Source organism: Amycolatopsis roodepoortensis (genome assembly GCF_024628825.1).
GTDB lineage: Bacteria > Actinomycetota > Actinomycetes > Mycobacteriales > Pseudonocardiaceae > Amycolatopsis > Amycolatopsis roodepoortensis.
The window spans coordinates 4435142-4455779 of sequence record NZ_CP102415.1 but is presented as its reverse complement, the minus strand read 5'-3'; the positions used below and the strand labels follow the sequence as shown (position 1 = coordinate 4455779).

Below are 20638 nucleotides of genomic sequence, written 5' to 3'. Positions count from 1 at the left end.
CGTCCGGGCACACTGGCCTGAACAGAGCAAAGGAGTGGGCCAGGTGCAGCTGGAGGCGGCGCTGCCGGTCGGCGCGGATCCGCGGCGGCACGCACGCGCCCTCGCCGAGGTGCGCGAGGCGGCGCTCGCCGGGACCACGCTTCCGAGTGCTCCGCGAGCGGTCATCGGCGCGTCCTGGCAGCGGATGCGACGTCTCGGCCTCGACCCGGATCGCGGCTCGCCGTCGTCCGCGCTCACCCCGGACCAGCTGGAAACCCGCCGCCGCGGAAGCGGTCTCGCGGCCGTCCTGCCCGTTCTGCGCGGCGGCCTGATCAGTCTCGCCGAGCAGGCCGCGCACATCATGGCCGTCGTCGACGCCGACGGCCGTGTCCTCTGGCGCGACGGCAGCACCGCGGTCCGCCGCCGCGCCGACGGCCTCGGCTTCGTCGAAGGGGTCGACTGGCACGAGCGCGCCGCGGGCACCAACGCCATCGGCACGGCGCTGGTCGCCAGGCATCCGGTCCAGGTCTACTCGGCCGAGCATTACGTCAGCAACCAGCACGATTGGACCTGCGCCGCGGCGCCGCTGCACGATCCGAGGGACGGCAGGCTGCTCGGCGTCGTCGACCTCTCCGGACCGGCCTCCACCGTGCACCCGACGACCCTCGCGCTGGTCGATACGGTCGCGAAGCTCGCCGAAGCGCATCTGCGGACCAGCCATCTCTCCGAGCTCGAACGGTTGCGCGGTCTGGCCACACCGCTGCTCGCCAAGGTGAAGGGCCGGGCGGTCATCGCCGACCCGCACGGCTGGATCGCGGCCTCGGCCGGTCTCGTCCCGGTCGGCCGGATCGCGCTGCCGAACGACGCCGCTCCCGGCCGCACCTGGCTGCCGGCCTACGGCGAATGCCTGCTGGAGCCGCTGCCCGGCGGCTGGCTCGTCCGGTTCACCGAGGGGGAGGACGCGCCGCCGACGCGCGTCGTGCTCGATCTGAGGTCTTCGCGGGAAAGCACGCTCCGCGTCTCGGGCGCGGCGGGAACCTGGTCGCATCGGCTGAGCCCGCGACACGCGGAGATGCTGTACGTCCTCGCACGGCATCGCGAAGGCAGGTCGGCGTCGGAACTGTCGCGCGACCTCTTCGGCGACGCCGGCCGGACCGTCACCGTCCGCGCGGAGATGTCCAGAATGAGGCGGCATTTCGGTGGGTTCCTGCTGGCCAGGCCGTACCGGTTCGGCGACGACGTCGAGGTCGTGGTCGAACGGCCGTCCGACGGCGAGGTGCTCCCGCATTCGGTCGCGCCCGCCGTCCGCGCCTGAATCTCCACCCCCGCCTCGACCCGGCGGGGGTCCCGGTCCACCCCGCCGCGTGCCTAACGTCCGTGACATGGGAAAGATGAACGTGAAAGGCCTGGTGGCGCTGGTCGTGGTGGGGGTCGTCGTCCTGCTCGGGTTCCTGGCCTACCGGCTGATCCTGGTGGAGATGATCACGCGGTTGAGCGAGCACTGAGGGAGCCATGGGGAAGCGGAGCAAGCCGCTGCTGCCGGACACGATCGCGCCCAGCTGGCTGGTGGTCCAGCTGCTCGGCACGGCCGCGATCGTGGTGGTGTTGCTGACCGCTCGCGAGTCCAGTGCGTGGATCTGGACGGCGTACGGCGTCAGCGCGGTCTGCTGGCTGGGGTTCGTGGTGGTCTCTCCGCGGTTGCCCCGGGTGGCGACCGTCCTGCTCGCGGTGGCGAGTGTCGCGCCGTCGATCACCCTCGGCTGGGCGGAGGACTCCTCCGCCATCGTGCTGGCCGTGGTCACGGTCAGCCGGTTCGCCTCCCTGACCGAGCCGTCGGTGGCCGCCATCATGGGGGTGGTGGGGCTCGACGCGGGCCTCGCGGCGGCCACCGGCCTGGTCGCCGGTGCGGCCGGACCACTGGTCTTCGGCAACGTCGGCGTGCTGCTCGTACTGATGCTGCTGGGCTTGAACCGGCGGCAGTACGAGGTGCAGGCGGCGCAGGCGGCCGCGTTGCTGGAGCAGACCAAGCTGGCGCGGAAGGAACACGCGCGGGCCGCCGCGCTGGACGAGCGCGCGCGGATCGCCAGGGAGATCCACGACGTCCTCGCGCATTCGCTGGGAGCGCTGGGAGTCCATCTGGAGGTCGCCGAGGCCCTGCTGACCGAGAAGTCCGATGTGGACGGTGCGCTCGCCAGGGTCCGGTTGTCGCGGCGGCTGGCCGCGGACGGGCTCGCCGAGGCACGCGACGCAGTCGCCGCCCTGCGCAGCGATGTCCCGTCGCTGGCCGAAGCCCTGCGGCAGCTGGCGGACGCGCATCATGGCGGAGCGTACTTCGAGGTCGTGGGGGAGGAGCGCCCGCTGCCGTCCGCCGAGGTGGTCTCGTTGGTGGGGGTGGCGCGGGAAGCCTTGACCAACGCGGCGAAGCACGCCGCCGGGCGGCCGGTGTCGCTCCGGCTGCTCTTCACCCGGGCGGAGGTTCGCTTGCGGGTGTGGAACGAACTCGGCGAAACCGTCCGCGCGGAGGACACCGGCGGATTCGGCCTCACCGGGATGAGGGAGCGGCTCGCGCTCGCCGGTGGCACGCTGACCGCGGGCCCCGGCGACGGGCGCTGGACGGTTGAGGCGGTGGTGCGGGCGTGATCCGGGTGGTCGTGGTCGATGACCAGCAGGTCATGCGCGAAGGGCTCGTCGCGCTGCTCGGCTTGATCGACGGGATCGAGGTCACCGGCGCGGCGGGCGACGGCCGCCAGGCGCTCGACCTGCTGAGCCACACCGCGGCCGACGTCGTGCTGATGGACCTGCGCATGCCCGTGCTGGACGGAGTGGCCGCGACCAGGCTGCTCCGACGCGATCACCCGGAGGTCGCGGTCGTCGTCCTCACGACGTACGCGGACGACGCTTCGATCGCCGACGCGGTGCGCGCCGGAGCCCGCGGTTACCTGACGAAGGACGCCGGACGCGCCGAGATCGGGGCGGCCGTCCGCTCCGCCGCGAACGGGCAGGCGATCTTCGCCGCCGAAGTTGCCGACAGGCTCGTCGCCGCGCTCGATTCGAGAACGGCCACCAGGGTCAAGACGGAGCTCCCGGACGGGCTCACCGCACGCGAAGCCGAAGTGCTCGGCCTCATCGCGCGCGGGCTGTCCAATCCGGAAATCGCCGCCGAACTGTTCATCGGCGAGGCCACCGTGAAAAGCCACATCAATCACGCCTTCGCCAAGATCGGTGTGCGCAATCGTGCGGAGGCCGTCCGGTACGGCCTGGAAAAAGGCCTCTGACGCGGCCGGGAGATCACGTGCCGATGACACACACCGGTGTCACTGGCTGCGCTGATCCCGACTCGGATACCTTCTTTGCGGGTAGAGCCAATGGGGAGGATCGGCGATGACGAGCACAGTGACCCGGCCGGGGGCGCCGGGGAGCCCCGAGCCACCCCCTGCGCCGGGAGGTCGCGGAGGGATCGCCGGGCTGCTCGAACTGCCGGGCAACGGGATCCGCGCGATCGTCCGGTCCGCGGCGACCACACCGGGCAGGCTGTCGGTGATCGCGATCGGGCTCGTCCTGCTGTCGCTGGTCGCGGGCCTGTTCGGCACGCTGGCCGCGCAGGACAAGAAGGACACGATCAACGGCCTGATCGACCACCGCGAACCGCTCGCCGCCGCCGCGCAGCAGGTCTACCGCGCGCTTTCGGACGCCGACGCGACAGCGGCCAGCTCGTTCCTCTCCATCGGCACCGAGCCGCTCCCGATGCGCCAGCGGTACGAACGCGACATCGCGGAGGCCGGGGCGGCGCTGGCGAAGGCGGCATCGGACTCCTCCGGTGTCGGTGAGGCTGCCCAGCAGATCAACATCCTCAGCCGCGAGATCCCCGTCTACACAGGACTGATCGAGACCGCGCGCACCTACAACCGGCAGGGTTTCCCCGTCGGTGCCTCGTATCTCCGTGAGGCGTCGGAGCTGATGCGGTCGAAAATCCTTCCCGCCGCACAGGAGCTCTACCGGACCGACACCGACCGGCTCGCCGCCGAACAGGACGACGCGACCGGATTCCCTTGGCTGGCAACGGCTTTGGTGCTCGCCCTGCTCGCCGCGTTGATCGTCACCCAGGTGCACCTGACCCGGAAGACCAACCGGCTGCTGAACGTCGGGCTGGTCGTCGCGACCGTGTCGGTGGTGGTGGCCCTGCTGTGGGGCGCGGCCGCGCTGATCGTGCAGAGCTCCCTCGTCGGCAGCGGTGAAGACGACGGCTCGCACCAGGTGGACGTCCTCGTTCGCGCCCGGATCGCGGCGCTGCAGGCGCGGGCCAACGAAACACTGACCCTCGTCGCCCGGGGTGACGGCGCGGCGTACGAAAAGGACTTCATCGATCTCGCCGGGCAACTCGGCGGGACGGACGGCCAGGGCGGCCTGCTGGGTGAGGCCCGCGGTCTCGCCGCGGGCGGCGCGGCCGCGGACAAGGTGGACGCGGCCATCCAAGCGGCGTCGGCCTGGTTCAAGGCACACGGTCAGGTGCGGAAGCAGGACGACGACGGCTCCTATCAGGACGCCGTCGACACCGCCATCCGTGACGACCTGAAGGACGGCGCCGCTGTGGCGTTCCTGCGGCTCGACGAGAACCTGGTGGCAGCGATCAACGTGGGACGACAGGAATTCCTCGACGACACCCGCGGCGCCGACCGCGCGCTGACCCTGCTCGCGCCGGGTATCGCGGTACTGGCGCTGATCGCGGCGGCAGGGGCCGCGTTGGGAATCCGTGAACGGCTGAGGGAGTACCGGTGATGCGGAACGGTCTGCGAACGGCCGTGCTCGGCGCGGTCTTGGTGCTGGCGACGGCTTGTGGCAGCGCGGGGACGCCGGTGGACCCGGCGCCCGTCGGTGAGGTCGCGCCGCCGCTTCCCGCGAACGTCGGCGGTGCCGACAACGCCGGCGGTGGCGGAACGACCGACACCAGTTGCAACCCGCTGGCCAGCCTGCGGCCGACCAGCGGTACGTCGATCACCAGTGGTTCGACGATGGCGAAGATCAAGGAGAAGGGCAAACTCGTCGCGGGCGTCGACCAGACGACGTTCCTGTTCGGTTTCCGGAATCCGACCTCGGGCCAGCTCGAAGGCTTCGACATCGACATGGTCAACGAGATCGCGAAGGCGATCTTCGGCAGTGCGGAAGGGCGCGTCCAGTTCCGCGCGATACCGTCGAAGCTGCGGGAAGATGTGCTCGAGAAGAAGCAGGTCGACATCGTGGTGCGGACCTACAGCATCACCTGCAGCCGGCTGAAGAAGGTCAATTTCTCCACCGCGTATTACCAGGCCGGGCAACGGATCCTGGTCGAATCCGGCTCGAAGGTCGCGAACCTGTCGGACCTCGGCGGGCGGCGTGTGTGCGCGACCAAGACGTCGACCTCGCTGACGAAGATCGCGGCCGATCCGTCGAAACCGGTGCCGGTCTCGGTGGACAACTGGTCGGACTGCCTGGTGATGCTGCAGCAGAAGCAGGTCGAAGCCGTGTCCACGGACGACGTGATCCTCGCCGGAATGCTCGCGCAGGACCCGACGCTGAAGATCGTGGGGGAACGGTTCACCCAGGAGAACTACGGCATCGGTGTCCCGAAGGAGAACGAGGACATGGTGCGGTTCGTGAACGCCGTGCTGGAGAACGTGCGCGGTGGCGCGTGGCAGGCGAGCTACGCGAAATGGATCGGGAGCAAACTCGAGGGCGGGACGCCGCCTCCGGCCCAGTACAAGTGAGAACGGGCCGTTCGGGATTCGCTCCCGAACGGCCCGCTTCGGCTCAGGGGGACTTCTCGCCGATCACCGGCGGCACCGGCTTCGTTTCGCCGTCGTGGCCGCCGAACAAGACGTCGGCGTCTTCCTCCTGCAGGTAGTTCGGGGCCTTCTTTTCCTTGTCCTCTTCCTTCTGGCCGCGGCCACCGGGAGCACCGCCTGCCCCCATCGCACCAGGCCCGCCGGTCTTGCCCGCGGCGGCCGCGCCACCCCGGGTGATCCGCTCCTCCGGCAGCTTGCCCGCCCCGGACCCGCCGCCCTTGCCCGCGAGCTTTTCGGCTTCACCGGCCGAAACCTTGCCGCCCGCGAGCCGCTCGGCGACATTGCCCGAGCCGCCGTTGCGCCCGAACCCGCCGCCTCCACCACCACTGGTCAACCGGCTCGCCGCGCTACCGCCCGGCCCGCTCGTCGTCCGGCCGGGCTTGCCGCGATACTGCTCGCTGCCCAACCGGCCGAGACCGCTGGGACCAGGCGTGTTGAGCGCCGCCAGCCCCGGCGTCGGCCCAGGCCGGAAAGTCCCCGGCTGCTGCCCGCCGACCGGCTGACCCGGCGCCGGCACCCCGGTATGCCCGCCACCCGTGGTGATCCCCGGCGCCGGCGCGTTCGGACCACCCGTTCCGGGCATCCCCGGCCCAGGCCCGCTGTTGGGTCCCGGCCCGCCGCTGAAGCCCCTGGCCTCCGTACCCCCGGAGAACCCGGATGCCGTCGTCGACTCGCCCATTTCCGGCGGTGGGGCGAAGGTGGGCTGCTTGGAGTTGACGTCGAAGAGCGACTGGTCGTAGGTGTGCATCACCTGCGCGGCCTGCTGATGCGCCTGGAACGACTGCTCCTGCTTGGCCGAAATGTTGCCGACCGTGTCCACCGCGCCAGCGAGATTCCCCGTCGCGAGCTGGTTGAGGGCGTTCTTGTACTCGGCGTTGCGATCGAAGGGGACCTCTTCGGGCATGGAGTTCTTCGCGGTGGTGGCCGCTGCGGCGGACTGGGAGAACCGGTTGGACGCGAGATACGCGCCATCGCCCGCGGTGTCGGCCCACTTGCTGAGGTTCTTGAAGAACCCGTGCGCCGCCTCGGCTGAGGTCCCCTGCCAATGGGCGCCCTCTTTACTGGCGGCGGAGCTCAGTGCGCTGCTGAAGGTGTTCAGCGCATCGCCCTGCTTGTTCCAGATCTCGCCCTTTTGGTCGATCTTCTCGGCGGAAAGATTGTTGGTGACCATACCGATCAGGTCACTGTGGGAATTGCCCTCGTAGCGCTGGTCCGATGGCCCAAGCCCGGCTCGGAACTGCTGGCCTTGGGCGAGAGCTGCGGCCTGATCACTCGAATACTGACCGGCCTTCGCCTCCGCCGTCAGCCGCGCGGTCAGGGAGTTGCCGCCTGGCCCCTGGTTGACCTCGTCGTAAGTCTCCGCGTAGCGCTTGCCTTCATACGTCCGGCGCGCTTTGCCGTCGAGGTTCAGCACCGACTCGACGTTGTCCTGACCGGCGTTGTCCGCCATGTCCCCTCCCTGATCTGATCAGCCGCTTTGGGGAAGCTTCGGTGCGATTTGTTCAGCGATGGACTTCGCATCTGTGCAAGCTTGTTCCGTCGTGCCGCTGTTCGAAAGCCCGAGGTTCACCGTCGCCCTGGCCTTCTCGGCGACTGAGATCCCGATCAAACAGGCGCCCTTGCCCGCGCTTCCGGGCAACTCGACCGCCTTGCGCCCACCGACAGTGATTTGATTTACCTCGCCGGTGTCGGTCTTCAGATCCGCGATGCCCGCGTTGGGCACGAGATAGACCGCTACGGTTCCGTATCGGGGTTTGCTCGAGCCGCAACCGTTGTCACTCTCATAAGTCTCGACGGCCGGAGGCTCGAAACCGAGTGAAGAAGCGACCGGCTCCAGTAGATCGCAGGCCTTCAAGTCGCCGAAGGCATCTTGTGGGGAGCTGCTGGCGTTCTGGCCGGACGTGGATGGCGCTGGTATGGACGGGGTGGGATTTCCGGGCTTTTCGGTCGTGCACCCCGCGAGGGCGAACGGTAGAGCTACGAGCGCGATCGGAAGAGAACGCTGCAGGAATTTGGCCCCGTACTGGCTCATCTAGTGGATTTCCTTGCCGATGTCGGACAGATCCTTGCTGGCCGCGTGGTCACTGGCTTGATACTTGCTGATCGCCGTGTCGATTGCCGCCTGCGCGCGTTCGACGACAGCCTGGAGGGTTTCGAGTTGGGTTTTCGCGGATTGATCGTCACCTGCCGCGACCATCGTCATGTGTCGCCCGATTTGCTCCGTATAGGGGCTCGTTCCGAGCTCTGGAGAATTCGCCAGGCTGTCGAAGTGGATCTTGTTGCCAGTCCAACTGTCCAGGTAATCCTGCAACGCTGTTTTGTACGCCTCGCCCATTTCGGGACTGACCGCGAACTGCCCCTCGTTCGCGGCCTTCACCATCGCGTCGGCCTGCGCCGAGAAGTCGCCCAGGATGTTCGAGAAGTTGCCCGGCGGTCCGCCGGCGCCGTCAGTCATGGTCTCTCCCCTGCACCAAGTCCCGGTCACTCGTTGCGCTCGTCAGATCACGATATCAGCGGAAACGGCCCCGAAGCCCGCCTTCCGGCGAGGATCACGCGCTGCCGACGCGGGCGGCTTCGACCAGGTCGTGGACCCATCGTGCCAGGTGAGAGCCACTCGTCGGGGTGAACGTGCGGCGGACTTCGCCGTCGGGGAAGCGGTCTGTGGCGAGCATGAAGCGGCCCTGGACGCTGTCGAACCACTGGACGCTCTTCTGCTGCGGTTTGCCCCGGTCGTCGCGCAGGGTGACGCTGACCGTGCCCAGTCGCGCGAGTGGGTGTTCGAAGAAGTGGGCGGCGGCGCCCAGACGCAGGTTGTCCGGGTCTTCGTCGAACGGGTCGTCCGGTCGCTTGGACGGGGGGAGGGTGCTGGACGTCGTCACCCGCGCGGGGAACGGCTGCAGTGACGGCAGATAACCGAGCAGGGTCGCGACCACCTGTTCGGGGTAGACCGGCTCGAAGAGGATGTCGAACCCGCGTTGCTGGCTCACGACGCCCAGACGGCTGTTCCAGGCGCCCCGGTAGAGGTACTCGGCGTCCTGCTCGACCTCGTGCGCCTCCATGGTGAGGACGAAGTCGCCGGTGGCCCAGAGCCGGAGGGTCTGGTCGTAGTCGCGCAGCAGCTCGCGATCGCGCGCGAAGCCTCGATCGGCCAGTCCGGCCCAGATCTCTTCGCAGTGCCGCTCGCGTTCGGAGAGGGTGGTTCCGACGGTCGGGATCTCGAAGGGCAGCACGAATCTGCCGAGCCCGAGATCCTCGAGTACGACGTCGAGCTGGGCCATCGACATCGAAAATGACGCAGGCACCGGTCCCTCCCCCTCATCACCTGCTGAATCGGTTCTCCACCGCACCGTAGCGGGTTCGACCCGGCGCGGACACGACCTGCCTGCTCACCACTAGGATCGGGGACGACGCCGTCGCGGGGATTTCGGGAGGTACCAGTGTCGGAAGAGCCGCGCCGTCCTCGGCACGCAGCGCCGGACGACGCCACGCCGGACCGTGAGGCGGAATCCGCCTCCTGGACGCCGCCGGCGCCGGTCCGCTGGGAAACGCCCGAACCGTCCATTTCCGGCAGGCTCGATCTGTCCGAGCCGTCGCGGCCCAAGCAGGAGCCGCGGCCGGAGAAGGACGCCGAGCGCACGGCCATCCACGCGCCCGTCCAGCGTCCGGGGACTCCGCCGCGCGGTCAGCAGCGGCCGATCCCCGGCGCCGAGGACCCGACGCGCCCGCCGGGTGACATGGCCCCGGTGAGCCCGAAGACGCAGGTCGTCCGCCCCGACTGGCAGGCCCCCGCCGACGCGCCGCAGCCGACCAGCGTCCTCGCCTCACCGGCGCCGGAGACGCAGAGCATCATGCCGCCGACGCCGCGCGTCGACAGCGGGCCAGGGCCGCTTCCGGACCCGGGCACGGAAAGCGTCCTCCCCGAACGCTCCAGCGAGAGCCGCGGAACCGGGACAGGTACCGGATCGGGCAGCCGGGGCACCGGTACCGGCACCGGAACCGGCTCGTTCCCCGGCACCGCGCGCCGCACGTCGTCCCGCACGTCGCGCCGTGGCCGTCTCGGCGCCGGGCTCGTCGACGTGCCGCAGGTGCCGTACCGCGACCCGGCGTCAGCGGTCCTCGAGAACCCGATGGTGTCGGAGGAGAAGCGCTTCTGCGGTAGTTGCGGCGCCAAGGTCGGCCGCGGCAAGGACGGCAAGCCCGGTCCGCCCGAGGGCAACTGCGAGAAGTGCGGGAACCCGTTCTCCTTCGTCCCGAAGCTGCGGCCGAACGAGATCGTCGGCGGCCAGTACGAGGTCCTCGGCGCGCTCGCGTACGGCGGCCTCGGCTGGATCTACCTCGCGCAGGACCACAACGTCAGCGACCGCTGGGTCGTCCTCAAGGGCCTGATCGACACCGGTGACGCCACCGCGATGGCGGCCGCCGCCAACGAGCAGCGGTTCCTCGCCGAGGTCGAGCATCCCAACATCGTCAAGATCCACAACTTCGTGCAGCATCCGGACGGCGACACCGGCAACTCGGTCGGCTACATCGTCATGGAGTACGTCGGCGGCCAGTCGCTGCGCCAGCTCGCGCTCGCGCACCACCGCGAGACGAAGCGCCCGGAGCCGCTGCCGATCGGCCAGGTGATCGCCTACGGGCTCGAGATCCTGCCCGCCATGGGCTACCTGCACGGCCAGAACCTGCTGTACTGCGACCTCAAACCCGACAACGTCATCCAGACGCACGAACAGCTCAAGCTGATCGACCTCGGCGCGGTCCGCCGCATCGACGACTACGAGAGCCCGCTGTTCTTCACCACCGGCTACAGCGCGCCCGAATTGGCCACACACGGCGCTTCGGTGGCGTCGGATCTCTACACGGTCGGCCGCACGCTCGCCGTCCTCAGTTTCGAATTCTCCGGCTACACCACCAAGTACAAGACGACCCTGCCCGGCCCGGACGTCGTCCCGCTGTTCGCGCTCTTCGGTTCCTACTACCGGTTCCTGAAGCGCGCGACGCATACGGACCCGGATCGCCGGTTCATCGCGGCCGAGGAGATGGCCGACCAGCTGACCGGTGTGCTCCGCGAGATCATGGCGCTGGGTACCGGGAAGCCGCGTCCCGGCGCTTCGACCGTGTTCGGCCCGGAGACCCGCACGTTCGGCGTGGACATGGTCGTCCCGGAGCACGGCGGGAGCGTGCCGCTGCCGGATGCCGGCGAGGTGGTCGCGGGTCTGCCCATCCCGCAGGTCGACACGGACGACCCGGCGGCGGGCGTGCTCGCGTCGACGGTCGCGCTCGATCCCAAGGGCGCGATCGAGTCGCTGGCCGGGGCGCCGCGCGAGTCGATCGAGGTCCGGCTGCGTATCGTCCGCGCCCGGATCGAGCTCGGTGAGCTGGTCGAGGCCCAGCGGCAGCTGCAGGCCGCGCAGTACCTCGCGATCAAGGCCGGTTTCCCGCACGACTGGCGGATCGACTGGTACCGAGGGCTGATCGAGCTCGCGGGTGGCCGGTCCCGCGTCGCGCACGTCGCGTTCGGAGCGGTGTACGACGACCTGCCCGGCGAGATCGCGCCGAAGCTGGCCTTGGCCGTCAGCGCGGAGGGGGTCGGCGACTACTTCGGCGCCGCGCGCTACTACGAGCTGGTGTGGCGAACGGACCGGTCATACGTCAGCGCAGCCTTCGGCCTCGCTCGCGTGTACCTCGCGCAGGGCGCCAGGGCGAGCGCCATCGAGGTGCTCGAGGCCGTCCCCGCGTCGTCGTCGCATCACGTCGCCGCGCAGGTGGCCGCGATCAAGATCAAGACCAGGGTCAACGGCGGCGGCAAGGACCCGGTGATGGTGTCCGAGCGGGATCTCGTCGACGCCTCGACCAGGCTGGAGCGGCTGCAGCTCGACGCCGAACGTCGCACGCGTTTGTCGGCGGAGGTCCTCGAAGCGGCCTACGGCTGGCTCAACTCGCAGAACCGGCCGACGCCGGGGACGAAAGTGCTGGGCTGCGCCCTGGAAGAACGAGACCTGCGGTTCGGGCTCGAGCGCTGCTATCGGACGTTGGCCCGGTTGGCCGGGTCGGTCGACCAGCGGGTCGAGCTCGTCGACAAGGCGAACGCGATCCGGCCGAGGACCCTTACCTAGCACGAAATGCTCAGGGGTTGATGTCCCACTCGCGTTCGCGCTTGGCCTTCTCGTGCGCGGCGGCGAGCTTCTGCAGCGCCTCGGGATCCCCGTGGGTGCTGAAGTGCTCGAATTCGACCCGTACGAACAGCGCCCGCGCGCGCACCGCGACCGGGCCGTCTTCGGCGTCGAGCCGTCCGTCGGCGCTCACGTAGATCTTCCGGCCGGCGACGCCGTCCAGTTTCGTGGCGATGTACAGGGTCGAGCCGACGGGAACCGGCCGGAGGAAATCCGTCTCCAGCTTCCCGGTGACGGCGGGGCGGCGCAGCAGGTTGCCGACGGTCGCGCCGAGCGCCTCGTCGAAGGCGCAAGCCAGCAGGCCGCCATGGGCGAGGCCGGGCGCACCCTGGTGGGCGGAGGTGACGGTGAACTTGGAGTACACCGTCGTCCCTTCGCCCACCGTCGAATGCAGGTGGAGCCCGGCCTCGATCTCGTCGCCGCACCCGAAACACTCACCGAAGTGGATGCCGAGGTGACTGCCCGGCTGCGGGGCTTTCGGGTGGACGGTCGCCGGTTCGACTTCGACCGGCGGCCACGGCTGCGAGATTCGGCTCATGGAAAGACGTTAACTCGCCGGTAGCTCCGAGGCGCCGCCGGGAGTGGCCGGTTCCGGCTTCCGGCGCCGGATGATCCGCGAACTCACGATGCGACGCAGCGACACCCCCGCCGTTTCCGGCAGCAGCAGGATCGGGATGGCCGCGATGGCCGCCGCGCCCATCAGGTAGTACGCGGGCCACAGGTTGTCGCCGGTGGACTTCACCAGGCTGCCGATGATGTACGACGCCGTGCCGCCGAACGCGGCGGTGGAAACGCTGTACCCGATGGAGAAACCGCCGTAGCGCTCCTGCGTCGGGAACATCGCCGGCAGCGTCGCCGCCAGCACGGCCAGGATCAGCACCAACGGCACCGCGATCATCAGCACGCCGAGGGCGAGCTGCCAGCCGTTCTGGTCGTCCGCGGCCGCGCCCATCAGCGAGAACGCGGGGATCGGCAGCACCAGGAAGCTCGCACAACTCGCGATCAGGATGGGTTTTCGCCCGATCTTGTCGGACAGGATGCCGACCGGCACGATCAAGATCAGCATCAGCGCGATGGTCGCCAGGATGATCAGCAGCGGCGCGTGCCCGCTGAACCCGACCACGTCCTTGAGGTAGGTCTCCAGGTAGGTGATCACGATGTAGTCGGCGACGTTCAGCATCACCACGATGCCGATCAGGTGCAGGATCGACGTCCAGTGCTTCTTGAGCAGCGCCTTCAGCGGCGACTTCTCGACCTGGTTCTTCTTCTCGATCTCCTGGAACAGCGGAGTGTCCTCCAGCTTGTTCCGCAGGTAGAGACCGACGATGCCGAGCGGCCCCGCGATCAGGAACGGCAGGCGCCAGCCCCATTCGCGCATGGCCTCGTCACCGAGGACGACGGTGAAGATCGTGACGAAGCCGGCGCCCATCGCGAATCCGACGAGCGTGCCGAATTCCAGCCAGCTGCCCCAGAAACCCCGGCGCCGGGCGGGCGCGTACTCCGCGATGAACGTCGCCGCGCCACCGTACTCACCGCCCGCCGAGAAGCCTTGGATGGTGCGCAACAGGATCAGCAGGACCGCGGCGGCCGGGCCGATCGTCGCGTAGGACGGCAACAGGCCGATGATGAACGTCGACCCGGACATCAGGATGATCGTCAGCGCGAGTACCTTCTGGCGCCCGATCTTGTCCCCCAGCGGACCGAACACGAAGCTGCCGAACGGCCGCACGATGAAGGTGATCGCGAGGACCGCGAAGGTCGCCAGCGCACCTTCCGAAGTGCTCGAAGCGTTGAAGAAGACCTGCCCAAGGATGGCGGGCATGAAGCCGAAAACACCGAAGTCGTACCACTCGATGCAGTTACCCATCGCCGCTCCGGCGACGGCCTTTCTGATCTGCTCAGGTGGGGCCTCCGCCGGTTCCCCTTTTTCCTGATGTGACGCGCTCAGCGCCTCTTCGGCCATGGGTTTGACCTCCCGACCCACCCGTTTACTTACCCATCGTCGAGGGTTTGTTCCCTCGACCGTAGGCGTTCAAACGTCCGGGTTCAGCGCTTTGGATCGGTCGATCGAACGCCGTTCCCCCGAATCGGTGACGAAGCACCAGGTAAACCTGATGTCGGAGAATTTCCGATTACTTTGGGTCACACTTCGGGAATCGGACGTTCCGGGCGGAAGGTCAGCGGGTCGTGACCGCCGTCGGCGGTTCGCTCGGCTGCTTCGTCGGAGTGGGCCCCGGCGGGACGGCCGTCGTCGTGCGGCCCGGCTGGACGGTCCGGGGGACCGAACGGGTCTGCCCGGGTTTCGGCGCCGTCTCCGAAGCGGGCGGTTCCTGCGGTGCGACCTCCGGCCGGGGAGTCTCGGAAGGCGCGGGCGAGACCGGTGCGGGGGAGATGGTCGACAGGCCGGGGCCCGCCGGCTGAACCGGCGCGGACCCCTCACCGCCGCGACCGCCGACGGCGAACGCGCCGAACACGATCACCGCGACCGTCGCCAGCGAACTCCCCGCCACCGCCAGCCGTTTGCGCCGACGCCGGATCCGGCCACCCCGCTCGATGATGTCCGCCGCCCTGATACCCAGCGGGGGACCGCTCACCCCGTGCGACAGCACGCCTTTGATGTCCTCGTCCATCTCCTCACCTCCCATCGTCGTGCGCTCCGCTCAAGGCCAGTTCGCTGAAATGCGGTCCGAGCCGCTTGCGCAGGGTCGCCAGACCCCGCGCGGCCTGGCTCTTCACGTTCCCGGTGCTGCAGCCCAGTGCCGCGGCCGTCTCTTCGACACCGAGATCTTCGAAGTAGCGCAGCACCAGCACGGCCCGCTGCTTCGGGGCGATGCCGGACAGGGCGTGCCTGACCAGCATCTCCTGCTCCGTGCCGCCCGCCTCGCCCGGGACGTCGGGAAGGGCGTCGGTGAGCTTCTCCCGTTTGCGCCACACGCGCCGATGCTCGGAGAGGAAGGTCCGCAGCACGATCTTGCGGGCGTAGCCGTCGAGCGCGTCGTGCCGGGAGAGCCTCGGCCAAGCCAGGTACAGCTTCAGCAGCGCGGCCTGGGTGATGTCCTCGGCCTGGTGCCAGTCGCCGCACAGGAGGTACGCGGTGGCACGCAGGCTGTGCGCGCGCTCGTCGAAGTACCGGGCGAACTCGCCGTCCCACGGCGAGCCCGTCCCGGTCTTCGACGAGCGGCTCGGCGACACCTAGTTACCGGCTCCTTCGACGATGGCGGGGAGGTGCAGATCCCCGGTCGGCCCGGCGGGAACGGCCTTGGGCACCCGGTGCTCGCCCGGCTTCACGACGCCGGGGCGGGTCGTCTGCGGGGCGGGCTCCGGACGCGCCGGGGCGGTGGTGGCGCGGGTCGGCTCGCCCGGTGCCGCGGTGGGCGCCTTGGTCGGCGGCTGGGGCGCCTGAGTGGCCGTCGGTGACGGCGCGCTCTGGTCGGCCGACGCCAGCGACGTGGTCGCGAAGGCGGCGCCGCCCGCCAGCAGCAGCGCGCCGAGGGAAAGAGCGATACGAGTACGCAAGAGTGTCTCCTCGATCCGGGCGCCGCTCATTGGCCGCGGCGCCTTACGTCGTTAGACATGCGCCCCGCCCCGCGGATGGTTGCAGTGACTTTTCCGCGCGCTGGCGGAAAAATCCCGCCGGGCGCTCGACCGCAGGTCAGCGGCGGTTCACGACTCAGGCCTCCGGACAAAGGAGGCGCGCGCGGGGTGAAGTCTTCCCAGCGCGCTGACGCGCTCCCGGAAGACAGGTTCTCGGTCAAGCACGAACGGCCGGAGACCGCGAAGGTCTCCGGCCGCCCGGTTCCATGGAAGTCGTTCAGCTCGCGAGAGCGGACAGCTTGGTCCACTCGTCCCAGGAATAGGTCCAGTCGCTGTAGTCGCGCGCCCGGTTGATCTTCACCGTGCTGCCCTCGATCTCGACGGGGTCGCCGACCAGGGCGCCGTCCATGTACGCCTTGGCGTTCGCCGGCGCCAGATTCACACAGCCGTGCGAGATGTTCTTCTTGCCCTGCGCCCAGATCGAGGGCGCGTAGCCGTGGATGAACTCGCCGTTGGTCGAGAACCGCACCGCGGACGGGACGACGATGTTCTCGTAGTCGTAGCGCTCGTTGGTCATCGAGTACGTGTCGTGCTTGGACATCACCACGTGCGTGCCGCTCGGCGTGACGCGGCCCGGGTCGGCGTCGAGGCCGTAGCTGGCCGGGTAGTCCGCGATCTGCTGCCCGTCGCGGATCACCACGAGCCGGTGGGTCTGGGTGTTGCCCTTGACGATCTGCGAGCGGCCGATCGTGAAGCTCGCGGAGCGGTCTTCCTTGCCGTACACGCCTTCGCCGATCTTGACGCCGTAGATCTTGGCGTTGAACTTCACCGTGGTGCCGGGCTGCCAGTAGGCCTTCGGCCGCCAGTGCACCGAGGTGTCGTCGTGGACCCACGCCCAGGACCCCTCGGTCTTCGGCGTGGTCTCGACCGACAGCGCCTTCTCGACCGACGCCTTGTCGGTGACCTTGCTCGGGAACGTCAGCGTGATCGGCATGGCGACGCCGTACGTCTGTCCGTCGAAGACGTTGATGTTCGCGCCCACCTGCTTGCGCGGCTTGACGGTGGTGAAGGTCCCGCCGATCTCGACGGGTTTGCCGTCGGTGCCGGTGGCCTTGCCTGACCACGTGTACGCCTTGCCGTAGCCGAGCTGTTCGGTGGTGACCCAGCTCTTCTTGTCCTCGGACGGCTGGCCCGCGACCTGCTTGCCGTCCGGGTTGGTCAGCACGACCTGGTCGAGCGTGCCGTCGGCGACGCTGACCTTGATGGGCTGCCCCGGCGCGACGTCCTGCGCGCCCGCCGCGGGCTCGTACGTCAGTTTGGCCGGCGCGGGCGCCTGCCCGCCGGTGTCACTGCTGACCGGCCCGCCGCCGTCCGGCCCGCTGGCCGAGACGGTCGGCTCGCTGCTGCACGCCCCCAGCGTCAGAACGGCCACCAACCCCAGTGCCGCGAACGCCGCCCGGCGGCGCGCGGTTTCCGAAAACCTCAAAGCTTCCCCTTTGCTCCCCTGTACACCGACCATGACGTCCGGACGGCCCCTTAAGTTGATCCCACGGAGAGTGATGCGAGTCACAATCGGGTGGGCCGTGGTTCACGATCGGGGCATGACCGACTTCGGTCCGTGTCCGGCGATGACCTGAGGTCGGCGTGCGGCGACAGGGTAGCGACGGGGTCCGACAGAACCCGGATCGGCGTACGACGTTCCGGTGACCTTGGTACTTGGGGGTGCCCAGAGTCCGATCACGGGCTTCAAATATGGCCAGATCCCGGTACTCTGCCATCAGGCCGTCGTTTTGCGTGTTCGTGGCTTCACACTCGCGGAACTTCTGACGCGAGCCATGAGCCGGTGACGCGCTCTTCGCTCGACTCGTTGGAACCGCCCGGGACGGTCTGGGTGTCGCTTCGGAGGCACTCGAAGCGGATGTGCAACGAGGAGTACAGCGGTGGCGCAAGGCACTGTGAAGTGGTTCAACGCGGAGAAGGGCTTCGGCTTCATCGCGCAGGATGGCGGCGAGGGCGACGTCTTCGTTCACTACTCGGAGATCGAGGGTCGCGGGTTCCGCACGCTCGAGGAGAACCAGCGAGTGGAGTTCGAGGTCGGTCAGGGCCAGAAGGGCCCGCAGGCCCAGAAGGTCCGCGCGATCTGAGTCCGCCCTTCAGGCGTTGCTCAGACTGATCAGAAAAGCCCCCGGCGATCTCGCCGGGGGCTTTTTCTCTTGCCGTGAAAGCTTCTTCTGTTGTGCTGTTCCGTTCCGGGTGACGGGGATCAGCGAGGGACGGGCTGCTCCCACGCGTTGGCGTCGAAGTGGAATTCGTCGGTGTGGGCTTCTTCGTGGCGGCGCTGCTGGGCCGAGTTGGCCTGCGATTCCCACGAGAGGCGCTCGAGGATCCATTCCTGCGCCAGCGCCTGCGGCGACAGGTTGCGCTCGGCGGCGGCGTCCTTGAGCTGTTCGCAGGCGATGAGGTTCATCCGCAGCTGGAACACCTGCGCCTCACCGAAGCGCTTGCCGGTGCCGGTGCTCTCCGGGTCGTTCTCGGGGGCGAGGGCACGAAGGTAGCTGGTGAGCTCCGTGTCTTCGACGACCGCTTCGGCCTCCTTGGAGGCGGAGTTGCGGTGACGACCGGGGTTGACCGGCTTCAGGTTCGTGCGGCTGCCGCTACGACGGCTCAGGGAAGGAAGGGGCACCGGGCCACGATAACGGTTCGGTCTCGGCAAACCAACCACAGTGAGCCACGACACACCCTTTTATTTCTCCCGAACGGCCCAATCCCCACAAGAAAACCTTTTCCCATGATCACAACCCGCAACTGGAAGAGGAAATATCAACGGGACCGGGCCTGGGCTGCCAACCGCCGCCACTGGGAACCTGGGGTCTGGGGGTGGCCCCCAGAAAACGGAGCGACCCCCGCGCCAGGGGGAGGAACGCGGGGGTCGGAGGGGATCTCCACAGGCGCTGACCGGGGGTGTGTCAGCAAATCGATTGTTGCACGGTTTGCTGAGAAGGGCGAGTGGGCGCGGGCAGAATTCCGGCCAGGGCGCCACCTGTGGTTCGCCTGGGGTTCATGTGGCGCGGGCGTACGCGTGATCGCTCTGCGTTGTGCGGAGCGTGGCGACAGGTTCACTCTCCGGGGGGCTGTGTGCCGCGGCCGGCCCTGGTTAGCCTCGCGGCCAAGCTGTTCGTTGGCCGTCTGGAGGAACCATGGGTGGGTCTGTGGAAGTTCGACAGTTCCTCCTTCGGTACGAAGGTGCCGATGGGGGAAGCTCGACGACGTTGGCCGGTGGTCTGCCGGCGCAGCGCACGGGTCAGGGGGACGCGCAGCGCGTCTCCGACGACCAGGTGCGCCGTGCCCGGCTGGCGGTGGCCAACGGGGCGTTGGGTGTCGATGACTGTGTCCAGCTGCTGGACATGCTGGGGTTGACGCTGGACGAGGACGGGCAGGCGCCCGTTCAGCGCTGAGTTCGTTCACGGAGCCCGGGCGCGCGGGGTGTGCCGCGCGACCGGGCTCCGTTCTAGGCCCGGGCGGCCGCTCGGGCCTGATATCCTGAAGTCACCGCGTTCTCGCAGGTCCCAGCCCTGTGAACAACTAGGGGACCCCCTGTGCGAAGCCCAAAACGGGTGTGTCCTATAGTTATGTTCGCTCCCGGGGACACCGGAGAGCGCGGGTCGGTCGGTTCGCCGAAACCGAACCGGGCTCCCATCGTCCAGCGGCCTAGGACTCCGCCCTTTCAAGGCGGCAACGCGGGTTCGAATCCCGTTGGGAGTACGCAGTACAGTTGGAAAGCAGTATGCAAGGCCCTGTGGCGCAGTTGGTTAGCGCGTCGCCCTGTCACGGCGAAGGTCGCGGGTTCGAGTCCCGTCAGGGTCGCAAGATCGTTCGGCTCCTCGCCGGCGTTCCCGGCCAGGTAGCTCAGTTGGTACGAGCGTCCGCCTGAAAAGCGGAAGGTCGCCGGTTCGACCCCGGCCCTGGCCACCGCTCTTGAAACCGTCTTGACCCAGGTCAAGGCGGTTTTTTCATGTCCGGGGTCGATCTTGAGTCTGTCCACTGTTGACCTTGGTTGACCCGCTTTGGCCGCCGCTTGTCGCACGTATGTTGCACGCCTCGGGGCTGCTGTCGCTGGCTTCGCGTGCCTGTTCACTCCGTTTCCCTCGCCCCTGCCATCTCTAGCGCCGGTTCGGTCGTGTCAAGGCACGCTTTCCCGCCTTGATGCGGGCGGGCCGGTGTTAGACGCTGAGAAGCGAGGGACCACCTGGTGACCACTGCGCGTCGGCTGGGTGGGTCGGGTGATCTCGCCGTGTGGCTCCTGGGTCTCCGTCGTCGTTGGCGGCGCGCTGCGGGTGCTGCCCTGCGGCGGGCTCGCCCGGCGGCGCCTGCCGGAGCGGAGCGGGAGGCCGGCGTCGCCTCTTGGGCGTAGCCCGCCGGACGGGTGGTGACCCGCGCGCCGCCGACGGCGGCGCCTTGATCCCATAGAGCCAAATTCGGCAGAGGTTCAAGCCACAGCGTCGAATGATGATGCGATGTCGTCGGCGGCTCGGCTGTTCCCTCAGGGCAAGCGCAAGCTGTGATCAAGACGGGTACCCCCGTTCGCGGGAACATGCAGGTCAATAGGCACATTTGGCATGCCATAGGCATGTCGCTCCACAGCAACATCTGGTGTTCGAGACCGACCCCTGCCTCGAGTAAGGTGATCGTTGCTGTAGCACACGGAAGCAGAGGTAGGGATCAAGAGTGGCGTACGACCGAACGGAGGGTGATGGTCAACATGAAATGTTCGCTCTCGGCACTCTTGCTCGAACTTCCCGTCCGAAGCTTTCCCCAAAACGCCCGCGCGTCGAAGTCGAGGGCCTAGCGGACGTCTTCCCCTACTACGCAGGTTTCTCCTTCGAATGGGCAAAGGATCACCTGAGGCACGCCGCTACCTCGGAGACAGACGTCATTCTCGACCCGTGGAACGGTAGCGGAACGACCACACTCGCCGCTCAGGATATTGGAATTCGGTCTATAGGCTTGGACCTTAATCCGATCGCGAACGTGGTTGCGAGACTGCGATCGAACGCCGCTGAAGGCGTAGCGATATCTGCGGTGCCTGCGAGAACAACGTCTCGCAAAAGGAGTGGTGATCCACTCATGTCATGGCTA

The 20638-nt window shown here is 68.5% G+C and carries 20 protein-coding genes, 3 tRNA genes and 1 pseudogene; 13 read left to right on the top strand and 11 right to left on the bottom strand.

The features are described 5' to 3' along the window. The first annotated feature begins 34 nt into the window (after nucleotides 1-34). The 6 genes from NQK81_RS20995 (at nucleotide 35) to NQK81_RS20970 (ending at nucleotide 5720) form a co-directional block, all read left to right on the top strand. A complete protein-coding gene (locus NQK81_RS20995; protein WP_257489445.1) occupies nucleotides 35-1294 on the top strand; it encodes a GAF domain-containing protein in 1260 nt (419 codons plus the stop codon). Between the two features lie 67 nt (nucleotides 1295-1361). After that, nucleotides 1362-1484, top strand: a complete 123-nt coding sequence (locus tag NQK81_RS20990) for a hypothetical protein (RefSeq protein ID WP_255432088.1) — start codon at nucleotides 1362-1364, stop codon at nucleotides 1482-1484. Nucleotides 1485-1491: 7 nt separating this feature from the next. Then, entirely contained in the window at nucleotides 1492-2619 is a 1128-nt protein-coding gene (locus NQK81_RS20985) for a sensor histidine kinase (RefSeq protein ID WP_257489444.1), read from the top strand. Further along, nucleotides 2616-3254 carry a response regulator gene (locus NQK81_RS20980; protein WP_257489443.1) on the top strand — a complete coding sequence of 213 codons (639 nt, stop codon included), beginning with the start codon at nucleotides 2616-2618 and terminating at the stop codon, nucleotides 3252-3254. The genes NQK81_RS20985 and NQK81_RS20980 overlap by 4 nt, the downstream gene beginning before the upstream one ends. Before the next feature lie 106 nt (nucleotides 3255-3360). After that, a complete protein-coding gene (locus NQK81_RS20975; RefSeq protein ID WP_257489442.1) occupies nucleotides 3361-4755 on the top strand; it encodes a GlnX family signal transduction membrane protein in 1395 nt (464 codons plus the stop codon). Then, on the top strand, nucleotides 4755-5720 hold the full coding sequence (locus tag NQK81_RS20970; RefSeq protein WP_257489441.1) for a glutamate ABC transporter substrate-binding protein: 966 nt from the start codon (nucleotides 4755-4757) through the stop codon (nucleotides 5718-5720). The genes NQK81_RS20975 and NQK81_RS20970 overlap by 1 nt, the downstream gene beginning before the upstream one ends. Before the next feature lie 43 nt (nucleotides 5721-5763). Here NQK81_RS20970 and NQK81_RS20965 read toward each other — a convergent pair whose 3' ends face one another. The 4 genes from NQK81_RS20965 to NQK81_RS20950 all read right to left on the bottom strand — a co-directional run bounded on the left by NQK81_RS20965 (nucleotide 5764) and on the right by NQK81_RS20950 (nucleotide 9100). Further along, nucleotides 5764-7248, bottom strand: a complete 1485-nt coding sequence (locus NQK81_RS20965; RefSeq protein WP_257489440.1) for a hypothetical protein — start codon at nucleotides 7246-7248, stop codon at nucleotides 5764-5766. 18 nt (nucleotides 7249-7266) lie between these two features. Next, a complete protein-coding gene (locus NQK81_RS20960; protein ID WP_257489439.1) occupies nucleotides 7267-7830 on the bottom strand; it encodes a DUF3558 family protein in 564 nt (187 codons plus the stop codon). Beyond that, nucleotides 7831-8253 carry a hypothetical protein gene (locus NQK81_RS20955; protein ID WP_257489438.1) on the bottom strand — a complete coding sequence of 141 codons (423 nt, stop codon included), beginning with the start codon at nucleotides 8251-8253 and terminating at the stop codon, nucleotides 7831-7833. 94 nt (nucleotides 8254-8347) lie between these two features. Further along, nucleotides 8348-9100 carry an ESX secretion-associated protein EspG gene (locus NQK81_RS20950; RefSeq protein WP_257489437.1) on the bottom strand — a complete coding sequence of 251 codons (753 nt, stop codon included), beginning with the start codon at nucleotides 9098-9100 and terminating at the stop codon, nucleotides 8348-8350. Nucleotides 9101-9235: 135 nt separating this feature from the next. Between NQK81_RS20950 and NQK81_RS20945 the strand changes: the two genes are divergently transcribed. Continuing rightward, entirely contained in the window at nucleotides 9236-11911 is a 2676-nt protein-coding gene (locus NQK81_RS20945; protein ID WP_257489436.1) for a tetratricopeptide repeat protein, read from the top strand. A 10-nt stretch (nucleotides 11912-11921) separates the two neighbouring features. Here NQK81_RS20945 and NQK81_RS20940 read toward each other — a convergent pair whose 3' ends face one another. The 6 genes from NQK81_RS20940 to NQK81_RS20915 all read right to left on the bottom strand — a co-directional run bounded on the left by NQK81_RS20940 (nucleotide 11922) and on the right by NQK81_RS20915 (nucleotide 17021). Then, nucleotides 11922-12506, bottom strand: a complete 585-nt coding sequence (locus tag NQK81_RS20940) for a PaaI family thioesterase (RefSeq protein ID WP_020633063.1) — start codon at nucleotides 12504-12506, stop codon at nucleotides 11922-11924. A gap of 9 nt (nucleotides 12507-12515) precedes the next feature. After that, nucleotides 12516-13931 (bottom strand): MFS transporter, encoded by a 1416-nt coding sequence (locus tag NQK81_RS20935; RefSeq protein WP_126732299.1) that lies wholly within the window; start codon nucleotides 13929-13931, stop codon nucleotides 12516-12518. A 214-nt stretch (nucleotides 13932-14145) separates the two neighbouring features. After that, nucleotides 14146-14598 (bottom strand): hypothetical protein, encoded by a 453-nt coding sequence (locus tag NQK81_RS20930; RefSeq protein ID WP_257489435.1) that lies wholly within the window; start codon nucleotides 14596-14598, stop codon nucleotides 14146-14148. A 4-nt stretch (nucleotides 14599-14602) separates the two neighbouring features. Continuing rightward, nucleotides 14603-15160, bottom strand: coding sequence for a SigE family RNA polymerase sigma factor (locus tag NQK81_RS20925; protein WP_126732297.1), 558 nt, complete (start codon nucleotides 15158-15160; stop codon nucleotides 14603-14605). Next, nucleotides 15161-15514 (bottom strand): hypothetical protein, encoded by a 354-nt coding sequence (locus tag NQK81_RS20920; RefSeq protein ID WP_126732296.1) that lies wholly within the window; start codon nucleotides 15512-15514, stop codon nucleotides 15161-15163. A 265-nt stretch (nucleotides 15515-15779) separates the two neighbouring features. Continuing rightward, the gene (locus NQK81_RS20915) at nucleotides 15780-17021 is read right to left on the bottom strand and encodes a L,D-transpeptidase (protein WP_126732295.1); all 1242 of its coding nucleotides are present in this window, start codon (nucleotides 17019-17021) and stop codon (nucleotides 15780-15782) included. A 421-nt stretch (nucleotides 17022-17442) separates the two neighbouring features. On the opposite strand from NQK81_RS20915, the gene NQK81_RS20910 reads away from it, so the two are divergent. Continuing rightward, nucleotides 17443-17646: a cold-shock protein gene (locus NQK81_RS20910; protein ID WP_003097368.1), complete on the top strand. Its 204-nt coding sequence runs from the start codon at nucleotides 17443-17445 to the stop codon at nucleotides 17644-17646. A gap of 119 nt (nucleotides 17647-17765) precedes the next feature. Here NQK81_RS20910 and NQK81_RS20905 read toward each other — a convergent pair whose 3' ends face one another. Beyond that, nucleotides 17766-18185, bottom strand: a complete 420-nt coding sequence (locus NQK81_RS20905; protein WP_126732294.1) for a hypothetical protein — start codon at nucleotides 18183-18185, stop codon at nucleotides 17766-17768. 514 nt (nucleotides 18186-18699) lie between these two features. Here NQK81_RS20905 and NQK81_RS20900 point away from each other — a divergent pair. From NQK81_RS20900 to NQK81_RS45420, 5 genes and pseudogenes are all read left to right on the top strand, one after another. Continuing rightward, a complete protein-coding gene (locus tag NQK81_RS20900; RefSeq protein WP_020633070.1) occupies nucleotides 18700-18957 on the top strand; it encodes a hypothetical protein in 258 nt (85 codons plus the stop codon). Between the two features lie 234 nt (nucleotides 18958-19191). Then, nucleotides 19192-19264, top strand: a tRNA-Glu gene (locus NQK81_RS20895). Nucleotides 19265-19292: 28 nt separating this feature from the next. Next, nucleotides 19293-19366, top strand: a tRNA-Asp gene (locus NQK81_RS20890). A gap of 31 nt (nucleotides 19367-19397) precedes the next feature. Next, nucleotides 19398-19471 (top strand) — tRNA-Phe (locus NQK81_RS20885). 795 nt (nucleotides 19472-20266) lie between these two features. Then, nucleotides 20267-20461 (top strand): annotated as a pseudogene (locus NQK81_RS45420) (hypothetical protein); the annotation flags it as partial. Nucleotides 20462-20638: the final 177 nt, after the last annotated feature.